Here is a 12,571-nt window from a genome sequence, read left to right on the forward strand (position 1 = left end):
CTCAGGTGCCGAGGTTGTCGTCCGGAATGTTCAATTCGATGCCCATGCGCTGGCCTTCCCGGAGGATGTGCCGGCGCATTTCGGCGCTGGCCTGGGCGCTGTTCTTGCCCCGGATGGCACGGACCACGGCTTCGTTTTCTTCCAGGCGTTCGGCCAGGTGCTCGGGCGAATTGCGCAACACATCGGCGCTCTGCTTGAGGGCGTTACTGGTCTGCTGGACCACGTTCTGGAAGATCGGGTTGGACGTCAGGGCAAACAATTCTTCATGGAAGGCGATATAGGCGTTGGCGCAGGCATCGCTGTCGTTGGCTTCCAGGGCTTCGCGCATGTCCATGAGGGTCAGACGCAACTGGCCGATCTCCTTGCTGCTGATGGACTGGGCCACAAGGCCGACGATGAAGGGTTCCAGGGTGTAGCGCAGTTGCAGCAGGTCTTCCAGGCTCGCGCCGGCCATGGCGCTGCCTTCACTGGCAGCATCGTTGAGATGGGCCTCCAGCACCACGACGCCTTTGCCGGGCATCGAGCGCACCAGGCCCAGGGTCTCCAGCACAATCACCGCTTCACGCAGGCTGGGCCGGCTGATGCCCAGTTGCTCGGCCAGCTCGCGTTGGCCGGGCAGCATGTCGCCCGAGCGCCACTGGCCCCGGGCGAGGGCGGCGCGGAGTTTCTCCACCACGGAATTGACGACGGTCGATGAACTGATCACATGTGACTCCTTGGAAATCAATCAGGCGATGCCGGTTCGCGGGCCGGCATCGCCGTCTTTCAGAATTGCTGGTGATGGGCACTGCCCACCGGTTTCCTGGGTTGGAAGGTATAGCCTTGTTGGCCGGACAGCACCTTGCGCGCCCGAGGGATGTCGATGTCTTTTTCCCAGCGGGCAATCGCCACGGTGGCCACGCAGTTGCCAATCAGGTTGGTCAGGGCGCGACCGATGCCCATGAACCAGTCCACGGCCAACACCAGCACCAGGCCGACCACCGGGATCGCCGGGATCGCGGTCAGCGTGGCCGCCAGGATCACCAGCGCCGAGCCGGGAATCCCGTGGGCGCCCTTGGAGGTGATCAGCGAGACCAGCAGGATGGTCAACAGGTCGCTCATGGCCAGGGGCGTGCCGGTCGCGTTGGCGATGAAGACAATGGCCAGGGTCAGGTAGATCGAGAAACCATCCAGGTTGAACGAGTAGCCGGTTGGAATGACCAGGCCCACAGTGGAACTGCCGATCCCCAGGTGTTCGAGCTTGCGCATGATTTGCGGCAGCACGGCGTCGGACGACGCGGTGCCGAGTACGATCAACAGCTCTTCGCGCAGGTATTTGAGGAACGGCAGCATCGGCAGGCCCGACACGCGCATCACCACACCCAGGATCACCGCGACAAAAGCGATGCAGGTCAGGTAGAACAGGCCGACGAGGCTGCCCAGGTGCTGGAGCGACTCCAGGCCATATTTGCTGGTGGTGAAGGCAATGGCGCCGAAGACGCCGATCGGGGCCAGGCGCACGATCATGCCCATGATGCGGAAGATCACGTGGCTGAGTTCGTTGATCAGGCGTGAAATGCCGGAAGCGGCGTCACCGACGAGATTCAACGCACTGCCAAACAGCACGGCAAACAGCAGCACCTGCAGGATGTTGTTTTCCGCGAACGCGCCGATCACCGAGGTCGGAATCAGGTTCATCAGGAACTGGGTGGTGGTGACCATGTGCTGGCCGCGCTGGGCGATGTCGTTCACGTCCGCGCTGGAGAGCTGCTCCAGGTGGATGTTCGCGCCGCTGCCAATGCCTGTGCTGAAAGCAAGGACCAGACCGATGACCAGGGCGATGGTGGTGAGTATTTCGAAGTAGATGACCGACTTGAGGCCGATGCGCCCGACCTTCTTGAGATCGCCGGCACCGGAGATACCACTGACCACCACGCAGAACACGATCAGGCCGATGAGCATCTTGATCAGCTTGATAAAGCCGTCGCCGAGGGGTTTGAGCTGTGCAGAATATTCGGGAAGGGTAAGCCCGCAGACGATGCCGAGCACCAGTCCGAGGACAACTTGAAGGAAGATCGACCGCGAGCACCATTTGAGCATGGGAGGGATTCCTGGTTCGGTGTCCTTGTTCGCCAGGGAGGGCTGGCGTCGGGACTTCATTATTGTGGTCTTACCGGTTTGTCCAGTGCGTGTGCAGTCTAGGCGCTGTTTTCGCGGGTATGCAAGCTAGATCGTGCTGATCTGGCTTGACCGGTCTTACCAGTTACGGCGCGAGCCTTGTCCTTGAGCCTTTTCTCGGCTTGAAAAAAGTTGCCGCAGATGCCGCTGCGTAGGAGCTGTCGAGTGCAACGAGGCTGCGATCTTGTCCCGGACAATTGAGTCGCGAGCGAAAGATCAAGATCAAAAGATCGCAGCCTTCGGCAGCTCCTACAGGGCAGCCCGGTTCCCTCGCCACAATTTGGTTGTTAAGTGTAAAAGAGAGCGACGCGTACTTTTCTCAAAGGATGCTCAGAATGAACGTCGCTTTTGACTGTTCGTCTGTCTCGGCAAGATAAAGATAAGGCGAGCCGCGTACCCTTAATCCCCCGACATGTTTCTTGTTGCCTGTCATGAGCGAGATGGGGACATGGCGGGATTTGATGTGCTTGCGCGTGATGATGTTGTGCTGATGATCGACCAGGCTGAAAAGAGTCGGGTTGCGAGTGTTTGGATCACTTGCCCCAAATACTTCGAGCCAGCTTTTACTGATCAGTTTGTTGTAGTGTTCACCGGTGTTTTTCAGGGTCAGGAGGTAGCCACCCGCGGTATGCCGCAAGTGCAGCTGCAACGGCTCGTTGCGCACATCCGGGGCTTCGGCGCGCATGCCGAGCAGGCTGGAGTGATCCTGGGTTTGGGGTCTACCGGTAAAGAATCCACCACTGAATGAACTGATGGTCGCCATTGCGGGTTTGCCATGCAGCCTTTCCAGTAGATTTACGCGGGTGTTGAACATGCTGAGTGTTGCATTAAAGGATTGTTCACTGTCCATGTGAATAAGCGTCCTGTTTTGAGTGATTAAGTTCAGGGGGCAGGAGGATCGTATGGGTTTATTAATTACGTGTGGAGTTTTCTGTATTGCAGAAAATTAAGTGTTGGATGGTGTTAGTTGTTTGGCCCTGTTCTGCCGGGCAATAAAAAAAGGCCCGCATCTTTCGATGCGGGCCTTATTCAAACTGCGTTCTAGCGGGCTGATTAAGCGCCGTAGACGGGCAGCTTCTTGCAGATGGCCTTGACCTTCTCACGCACGGCGTCGATGACCGCTTCGTTGTTCAGGTCCGCCAGGATGTCGCAGATCCAGCCAGCCAGTTCCTTGCACTCGGCTTCCTTGAAACCGCGAGTGGTCACGGCCGGGGTACCGAAACGCAGGCCCGAGGTGACGAACGGAGAGCGTGGGTCGTTTGGCACCGAGTTCTTGTTGACGGTGATGAACGCCTTGCCCAGCGCCGCGTCGGCGTCTTTGCCGGAGATCTCTTGCTTGATCAGCGACAGCAGGAACAGGTGGTTTTCAGTACCGCCGGACACCACGTCGAAGCCACGTTCGATGAACACGCCGGCCATGGCCTTGGCATTCTTCACCACTTGTTGCTGGTAAGTCTTGAACTCAGGTTGCAGGGCTTCCTTGAAGCAGATCGCCTTGGCTGCGATCACGTGCTCCAGCGGGCCACCCTGGGCACCCGGGAATACGGCGGAGTTCAGCTTCTTCTCGATGTCGGCATTGGCGCGCGCCAGGATCAGGCCGCCACGTGGACCGCGCAGGGTCTTGTGAGTGGTGGTGGTGACCACGTCGGCGAATGGCACCGGGTTCGGGTAGACGCCAGCAGCGACCAGGCCGGCAACGTGGGCCATGTCGACGAACAGGTAGGCACCGACCTTGTCGGCGATCTCGCGGAAACGCGGGAAGTCGAGGACTTGGGAGTAGGCGGAGAAACCGGCCACGATCATTTTCGGCTTGTGCTCGAGGGCCAGGCGCTCGACTTCGTCGTAGTCGATCAGGCCGTTGCCGTCGATGCCGTACTGGACGGCGTTGTACAGCTTGCCGGAGGAGGAAACGCTGGCGCCGTGGGTCAGGTGACCGCCGTGGGCCAGGCTCATGCCCAGGATGGTGTCACCGGCCGACAGCAGCGCCAGGTACACGGCGGAGTTGGCTTGGGAGCCAGCGTGCGGCTGGACGTTGGCATAGTCGGCACCGAACAGTTGCTTGGCGCGGTCGATGGCCAGTTGCTCGACCACGTCGACGTACTCGCAACCACCGTAGTAGCGCTTGCCCGGGTAGCCTTCGGCGTACTTGTTGGTCAGTACCGAGCCTTGAGCTTCCATCACCGCGGGGCTGGTGTAGTTTTCCGAAGCGATCAGCTCAATGTGCTCTTCCTGGCGCTGAGCTTCTTGCTCCATGGCGGCAAAGAGATCGGCGTCGTACTTGGCAATAGTCAAATCACGGCTGAACATGGCGGTCCTCAAGGATCGGGGGCAGAAAAGGGGGGCATTCTACCTCAACCGGTTTTGGAAGGCATATGAAAGGGCGTCATGTCGCGGACGAATGGGTTTCACGCAAGAGGGGTGTTGCCTGTACTGGCCTCATCGCGGGCAAGCCTTGCTCCCACAGAAGCCTGCTTTCCCCTGTGGAGGAAGGCTTGCCCACAGAAGCCCGCTTTCCCCTGTGGGAGCAAGGCTTTCCCACAGAAGCCCTCGTTCCCTTGTGGGAGCAAGGCTTTCCCACAGAAGCATGCGTTCCCTTGTGGGAGCAAGGCTTGCCCGCGAGAGGCCGGCCCAGATAGTACAAGGCCTCAGTCGAGCATGAACAACGCATCATTGCTGAACTGCGCTTCAAACCGGGTGGCCGGCATCGGGCGGCCGAACAGGTAGCCCTGGACTTCGTCGCAACCGTGTTCGCGCAAGAAGTCCAGTTGCTCGTGGGTCTCGACACCCTCGGCGATCACCGCCAGATTGAGACTGTGGGCCATGGCGATGATCGCCCGGGCGATCTGCGCATCCTGCTCGCCGGACGGCAGGCCGTCGACGAAGGTGCGGTCGATCTTCAGCACGTCGATGGGGAATTGCTTGAGGTAGTTGAGCGACGAATAACCGGTGCCGAAGTCATCGACGGCGATGCTCAGGCCGAGGTTTTTCAGCCCGGCCAGGATCTGCATCGCCTCGCTGACTTCGCGCATCAGGATACTTTCCGTCAGTTCCAGCTCCAGGCAGGCTGGTGGCAGGCCGGTGCTGCGCAGGATATTGGCGATGCGCGTGCCCAGCTGGCCGTCGGAGAACTGCCGGGCCGAAATGTTGACCGATACCTTCGGCACCCGGACCTTGGCCTGGTGCCACGTCCTGAGCTGCCGACAGGCTTCGGTGATGACCCAGTCGCCCACGTCTACCACCAAGCCAAGTTCTTCGAGCACCGGGATGAAGTCCCCCGGCGGCACCAACCCGCGTCGCGGATGGCGCCAGCGCAGCAGGGCTTCGGCGCCGGTCAAACGTTTGCCATCGCCGCTGAACTGCGGCTGGTAATACAGCACGAACTCGTTCTGTTCCAAGGCGTGGCGCAGGTCGCTTTCCAGCTCCAGGCGCTCCAGGGCGCTGGCGTTCATGTCGGCCTGATAGAACTGGAAGTTGTTCTTGCCACGCTCCTTGGCGTGATACATGGCCGTGTCGGCGTTCTTCATCAACTGGCTCAGTTCGTTGCCGTCCTGGGGGCTCAGGGCGATACCGATACTGGCGGTGACGAAGAACTCCCGGCCTTCGAGCACGAATGGCCGGACCAGGCTGGCGAGGATCTGCTCGGCGACGTTGATGGCCCGGTTCAGCGCCATGTCGCGGCTGACACGTGGTTGCAGCAGCAGGGTGAATTCGTCGCCGCCCATGCGCGCCACGGTGTCGTCGTCGGCGACGCAGCCGAGCAGGCGCGTGGCCATTTCCTTGAGCATCCGGTCGCCAGCGGCATGGCCCAGGGAGTCGTTGATCGGCTTGAAGCGGTCCAGGTCGAGGAACATCAGCACGACCCAGGTCTTCTGCCGGTCGGCCGATTGCAGCGCGGTGTGCAGGCGATCCTGGAACAGCGTGCGGTTGGGCAGGTGAGTCAGGGCGTCGTAATAGGCCAGGCGGTGAATGCGCTGCTCGCTGGCTTTGCGCTCGCTGATGTCGCTGAAGAAGCATACATAGCTGGCCAGGTCGCCTTCGTCATCCAGCACGGCCGTGATGCCGACCCAGGCCGGGTAATGTTCGCCATTGCGGCGCTTGAGCCAGACTTCGCCTTCCCAGGTGCTGTGCTGTTGCAATTGCTTGAGCACGTAGCGCAAGTGGGCTTCCTGCTGGTCGTCCACGGTCAGCATGTTGGGCAACTGGTCCAGCACTTGCGACACGGCATAACCGCTGACGCGACTGAAGGCTTCGTTGGCCTGGACAATGTAGCCGGCCGGGTCGGTGATCAGGATCGCCGAGGTCGAGTGCTCGAAGACCGTAGCGGCCATGCGCAGGTCTTTTTCGGCGCGACGCTGCTGGCTGATGTCGCGACCGACGCCGAGCACGCCTTCGAACGTGCCGCGTTCATCCCACACCAGTATCAGCCGCAGCTCGATGGGAATTTTGCGCCCGTCGGCACGCAGGCAGTCGAACAGGAACAACTGGGTCTGCATCTGGTTGCGCAGCTCGGCCAATTGTTCGGGCTTGTCGAGGGCCTTGCTGACCCGGTCCATCAGGCTGTAGATGCCGGTCAGTTGTTGCGGGTTGGCGATGATCGATTGCCAGCCGTTCTGGAAGATCCAGTCGGCGGTGTAGCCCAGCACCGCTTGCACCGACGGGCTGACGTAGTTGAGCGAAAGCTTGTTGTCGGTGGAGAAAATCACGTCGCTGATGCTTTCTGCGAGCATCCGGTAGCGTTGCTCGCTGTCACGTAGCGATTCGCTGGCCTCGATCTGCTCGGTAACGTCCTTGGCCACGCCGATGATTCGTGTCACCTGGTTGTCCCGGTCCCGGGCCAGGGCCTGTTCGCGGATGTCGAAGCAACGCCATTTGCCATTGCGATGGCGAAAACGCAATTGGCATTGCAACAGTTGCGTGTACCCGCCCCGGCGTTGTTCCTGGCGCAGGCCGTGGTAGTGATCGGCGTCGTCGCTGTGCAGCAGGATTTCCCAGAAGTACTCGCCCATCTGGTGCAGTTCGGTGCGGTCGTACCCCAGGGTCTGGCCCAGGTGGTGGTTGCTGAAGATCATCCGCTGGCTGATGACGTCCTGCACATAGAGATGATCCGGCACGGTGCGCACCACGTCGGACCAGAATCCCTCGCGTTCGAGCAGCGAGAGCTCGATCAGCTTGCGGCTGGTGATGTCGCTGATGCTCAGGATGACCGCGTTATGGTCTTGCTGTTTTTCCGGCAGGCGCAGCACCAGCCACAGGTGCTGGTCGCGGCCATGAGCGTCCTGGAGCTTGATTTCCAGTTCCAGTTGCTTGTGTTGATCGAGCAGCGCTTCGAGCAGCTTCGAGCCAACGGGGTTGTTGCCCTGGGCGCCCTTGCCGACCAGCAGTTGCCAGGCCTGGTCGCGGGAATCGACGTTGAGCAGTTTCAACGCCATCTGGTTGACTTCGGTGACGTGGACTTCCTGGCGCAATTGCTCGAGTTGATGGGAGATTTTCGTCCAAGCGCGCAATTGATCGCCCGTGTGCAGGCCGGCCCGCTCAAAAAAGGCCTTGAGCCCCGACAGGTCGAGCACGCACAGGGCCACGCCAGTGCCTTCGAAAATATCCTGGTAGCGTCGCCGACCTTCATGCAACTGCCGCTGACGCCGGCGCATGTTCAGGAGCGCAATCACCGGCAACAAGGAAAACGCCAGGCCCAGCAGGCATTTGCCGATGAAGGCCGGCAGCAGTTGTTCGATCACCTGGCGACGGTCGAACAGCCCCCGCAGTTGCCAGTCGCTGCTGCTCAAGGGCACGGTCAGTACGGTGTTATCCAGGTCATCCGGGGACAAATGGGTAGGGCTGCTCGAGGGCAGGCTTTCTTCGCGGCTGATGATCTGCTGGTTGAGACGGTTTTCCACCAGCCACAGCGGGCGCAGCCCCGTATCGGTCTGCTTGGTCAGGGTGGAGAAAAACTTCGGGTTCAGGCGCAGGGCCCAGTAGCCACGGCTGCTACCGCTGGCCTGGTGCAGCAATAGATGCACCACGGAGCCGTCTTCGGCATTACTGAAGTAATGGGCCTGGGCCCGGCTGCGTCGCACCAGTTCACCCAGGTAATCGGCGTCATGGCTGTCGGCGTCGCTGTCACTGAGCACTCGGCCGGAAGGGCTCAACAGGGCTAGGCTGCGCAATTCGGGGAGCGATTGCTGGAGTTTGCGCACCAGGGCCCGCTGTTCGTCGCCCGTTTGGGGTTGTTCGACGATCGGTAGCAGGTTAAGGGCGATTTGCGCGTTCAGGGCCATGTTCAGGCTGACCTGCGCGGCGAGATCGGCGGTGTAGTCGATGGTGTATTGGCGTTGTTGCTGTTGGGTTTCGCGCAGTTGGTCGAGCAATTGCCAGAACAGCAAGCCGAGCAACAGCAACACCAGTGTGGCCAGCGCACTCTTCAATGTCCCGCGCAGGGGCGAGCCGGGCACGACAGCGGGTGCGCGAGGGGACAGGGGCGGAGTGACGTTGGACAAGCTGTAATCCTGCGGTTTGCTGGACTGGCGCGACGTGCACTATAAGCCGGACGCCCGAAGGGCGGCTAGCATGCCTTGACTTGTGGCAAAGTGCCAGCCCTTGGCGGCTGGACCTTGACCGACGGTTGAGGTAGCTTTGCCGGTCAAACAAGAGCGTTCCAGCTCCAGATTCCCAGGCTCTATCCGCGCGCAGGCATTGATGACCGTCAAGTGCCGGTGCCGCGCATGGCCTGGCTCGTTCTTTTCACCTGTCACTGACGCTAGGTTCACCATGGCTCAATACGTCTTCACCATGCATCGGCTGAGCAAAGTAGTTCCGCCGAAGCGGGAAATCCTGAAAAATATTTCACTGTCCTTCTTCCCCGGCGCCAAGATCGGCGTACTGGGCCTCAACGGTTCGGGTAAGTCCACGCTGCTGAAAATCATGGCTGGCGTCGATAACGAATTCGACGGCGAAGCCCGCCCGATGCCGGACCTGAACATCGGCTACCTGCCCCAGGAGCCGCAGCTGGACCCGAGCAAGACCGTCCGTGAAGTGGTCGAGGAAGCGGTCAGCGTGATCAAGGACGCCCAGGCGCGCCTCGACGAGGTCTATGCCGCCTACGCCGATCCGGATGCCGACTTCGACAAGCTGGCCGCCGAACAGGCCAAGCTCGAAGCGATCCTGCAGGCCAGCGACGGCCACAACCTGGACCGCCAGCTGGAAGTCGCCGCCGATGCGTTGCGCCTGCCGGCCTGGGACGCGAAGGTCGAACACCTGTCCGGTGGTGAGAAGCGCCGCGTGGCCCTGTGCCGCCTGCTGCTGTCGGCCCCGGACATGCTGCTGCTCGACGAACCGACCAACCACTTGGACGCCGATTCCGTCGCCTGGCTCGAACACTTCCTGCACGACTTCCCAGGCACCGTGGTTGCGATCACGCACGACCGTTACTTCCTGGACAACGTCGCCGGCTGGATCCTGGAACTCGACCGCGGCGCAGGCATTCCGTACGAGGGCAACTATTCGGGCTGGCTGGAAGCCAAGTCCGATCGTCTGGCCCAGGAATCCAAGCAGCAGTCGGCCCATGAAAAAGCCATGAAGGAAGAACTGGAGTGGGTGCGCAAAGGCGCCAAGGCTCGCCAGTCCAAATCCAAGGCACGTCTGCAACGCTTCGAGGAAATGCAATCCCAGGAATTCCAGAAGCGCAGCGAAACCAACGAGATCTACATCCCGGCCGGTCCGCGCCTGGGTGACAAGGTCATCGAGTTCAAGAACGTCTCCAAGGGTTATGGCGACCGCGTGCTGATCGACAACCTGTCGTTCTCCATGCCAAAAGGTGCCATCGTCGGTGTGATCGGCGGTAACGGCGCGGGTAAATCCACGCTGTTCCGCATGCTGATGGGCAAGGAAACGCCGGATTCGGGCAGCATCGAAATCGGCGAGACCGTGCAACTGGCCTGCGTCGACCAGAGCCGCGAAGACCTGGACGGCAGCAAGACCGTGTTCCAGCAGATCTCCGACGGTTCCGACCAGATCCGCATCGGCAACTATGAAATCCCGTCGCGCACTTATGTGGGCCGTTTCAACTTCAAGGGTGGCGACCAGCAGAAGTTCGTCAAGGACTTGTCCGGTGGTGAGCGCGGTCGCTTGCACCTGGCGTTGACCTTGAAGGAGGGCGGCAACGTCCTGCTGCTCGACGAACCGTCCAACGACCTCGACGTCGAAACCCTGCGTTCCCTGGAAGAAGCCTTGCTGGACTTCCCGGGCGCCGCCATTGTGATCTCCCACGATCGGTGGTTCCTCGACCGCGTGGCGACCCACATCCTGGCGTACGAAGACGACTCGCAAGCGGTGTTCTTCGAAGGCAACTACACCGAGTACGAAGCCGATCGCAAGAAACGCCTCGGCGAAGCTGCTGCCCAGCCGCATCGCGTACGGCACAAGAAATTGGCCTGATTCGGTCGCTTGCATGAAAAACGGAGCCTTCGAAGGCTCCGTTTTTTTATGGGTGCGCCAGGCATGGCGCGTTGCGCGTTAGCGCAACCAGTTTGGCTGTGGTGGCCATGCTGGTGACTTGGAGGTGAAAGTCCTTTACATGGGTGCGCCAGGCATGGCGCGTTGCGCGTTAGCGCAACCAGTTTGGCTGTGGTGGCCATGCTGGTGACTTGGAGGTGAAAGTCCTTTACACACCCGGCAAGGGGAAGTGTTAGCCAGAGGCAAGGGTGTCGCGGGTGACTGCGAATCTGAAGGAAGCCCGAGGCAAAATGCTGGCCTGACGAACAGGAAGCGGATGAGGCGGCGTAGCGGGGTAAGACGGCCCATATCGTCAAAGCCCAATACTTGCACGGAGCGCTACGACGTATATCCGACAGGCATAAGCAGGAAGGTCGCGCGAATTACCCTGGGAGATCTGCATGCTTGCCACTGTGCTACCGAGCGTCGAGAGGCGACGGGATGAGTATGCAGAAGTCAGCTGAAGCCGTAGTAATCGCCGTAACCGGGTCGATGAAGGGCCGAACAGGTTATGCCGCCAGTAGGCGTCAGAGTCTCGTCGAATGTTGAAACGCGGAATATTCTCCAAGAGAAAACTGCTACCCCAAGTCCCGGACGGTATCCGAGGATGACGGCTGGCAGGGCACAAACATCGACGGCGTCTGTGGCGTGGACGAACGCGGAGCCGGACACGCTGATGGAGCGGGTGCTTGCACCCGCCAACCTGCGGCGTGCGTATCAACGTGTGGTCAGTAACAAGGGCGCACCGGGTGCCGATGGCATGACGGTGGAGCAACTGGCGGACTACACGAATCAGTATTGGCCRATCCTCAAGGCTCGGTTGCTGGCCGGTGAGTATCACCCGCAAGGTGTACGCGCCGTCGAAATCCCCAAACCCAAAGGCGGAACACGGCAGTTGGGCATTCCCTGTGTCGTGGATCGCCTAATCCAGCAGGCCCTGCTGCAACAGCTCACACCAATCTTCGACCCTCTGTTCTCGGACTACAGCTACGGCTTTCGCCCGGGCAGAAGCGCTCACCAAGCCATCGAAACAGCCCGCGCCCATGTGGCGGCGGGTCACCGCTGGTGCGTGGAGCTTGATCTGGAGAAGTTCTTCGATCGGGTCAACCACGATGTTTTGATGGCCTATGTCGAGCGTCAAATCGAAGACAAGCGGGTGCTCAGGCTGATCCGTCGTTACCTCGAAGCCGGACTCATGTCGGGTGGGATCGTCAGCCGACGGCAGGAAGGGACGCCGCAAGGCGGCCCGCTCTCGCCGTTGCTGTCGAACATCCTGCTCAACGAACTCGACCGAGAGTTGGAATGGCGGGGTCATCGCTTCGTGCGTTATGCCGATGATGCAAACATTTATGTGTGCAGTCGTCGTGCTGGCGAACGAGTGCTGGCCGGGGTTGAGCGCTTCCTGAATCAGCGGCTGAAACTGGCGCTGAGTCGGGAGAAGAGCCGTGTGGCAAGGCCGTGGGTCTGCGATTACCTGGGTTATGGGATGAGCTGGCATAAACAGCCGAGACTGAAAGTGGCGACCATGAGCCTGCATCGCCTACGCGACCGGCTCAGAGATCTGTTGCGCGGAGCACGGGGTCATAAGATGGCGGACGTCATCGAACGGATAAACCCGATGCTGCGTGGCTGGGCAGGCTATTTCAAACTCAGCCAAAGCAGGAAGGCACTTGAGGAGTTGGATGGCTGGGTACGACRCAGACTTCGATGCATCCTTTGGCGTCAATGGAAGCAGCCCTCAACGAGGACACGCAACCTGATGCGCCTAGGTATCCACGAAGGGCGTGCCCGTACATCAGCAGCCAATGGCCGAGGTCCTTGGTGGAACTCGGGAGCGTCACATATGAATCAGGCGTTACCGAAGAAACTATGGGACCGGTTTGGACTGGTCTCGATACTGGATACGATCAATGGTTTATCCGCATAA

Annotated in this window: 7 protein-coding genes; 2 read left to right on the plus strand and 5 right to left on the minus strand. The window is 60.5% G+C overall.

Annotated features, from left to right (window positions below):
• Position 1: 1 nt before the first annotated feature.
• From ASC85_RS25705 to ASC85_RS25725, 5 genes are all read right to left on the minus strand, one after another.
• Positions 2–706, minus strand: a complete 705-nt coding sequence (locus ASC85_RS25705; protein ID WP_057451884.1) for a FadR/GntR family transcriptional regulator — start codon at positions 704–706, stop codon at positions 2–4.
• Positions 707–765: 59 nt separating this feature from the next.
• Positions 766–2,079 carry a C4-dicarboxylate transporter DctA gene (locus tag ASC85_RS25710; protein WP_046065064.1) on the minus strand — a complete coding sequence of 438 codons (1,314 nt, stop codon included), beginning with the start codon at positions 2,077–2,079 and terminating at the stop codon, positions 766–768.
• Between the two features lie 397 nt (positions 2,080–2,476).
• Positions 2,477–3,007, minus strand: coding sequence for a hypothetical protein (locus tag ASC85_RS25715; RefSeq protein WP_057451885.1), 531 nt, complete (start codon positions 3,005–3,007; stop codon positions 2,477–2,479).
• Between the two features lie 203 nt (positions 3,008–3,210).
• Complete coding sequence (gene glyA, locus ASC85_RS25720; protein ID WP_014340294.1) at positions 3,211–4,464, minus strand: serine hydroxymethyltransferase; 1,254 nt, start codon at positions 4,462–4,464, stop codon at positions 3,211–3,213.
• Between the two features lie 338 nt (positions 4,465–4,802).
• A complete protein-coding gene (locus ASC85_RS25725; protein ID WP_057451886.1) occupies positions 4,803–8,651 on the minus strand; it encodes a sensor domain-containing protein in 3,849 nt (1,282 codons plus the stop codon).
• Positions 8,652–8,922: 271 nt separating this feature from the next.
• Here ASC85_RS25725 and ettA point away from each other — a divergent pair, with 271 nt between their 5' ends.
• Positions 8,923–10,587, plus strand: coding sequence for an energy-dependent translational throttle protein EttA (gene ettA, locus ASC85_RS25730; protein ID WP_013694244.1), 1,665 nt, complete (start codon positions 8,923–8,925; stop codon positions 10,585–10,587).
• A 568-nt stretch (positions 10,588–11,155) separates the two neighbouring features.
• Positions 11,156–12,571, plus strand: a complete 1,416-nt coding sequence (ltrA, locus tag ASC85_RS25735; RefSeq protein WP_057451887.1) for a group II intron reverse transcriptase/maturase — start codon at positions 11,156–11,158, stop codon at positions 12,569–12,571.

The sequence above is a fragment of the Pseudomonas sp. Root401 genome (assembly GCF_001425105.1).
GTDB lineage: Bacteria > Pseudomonadota > Gammaproteobacteria > Pseudomonadales > Pseudomonadaceae > Aquipseudomonas > Aquipseudomonas brassicacearum.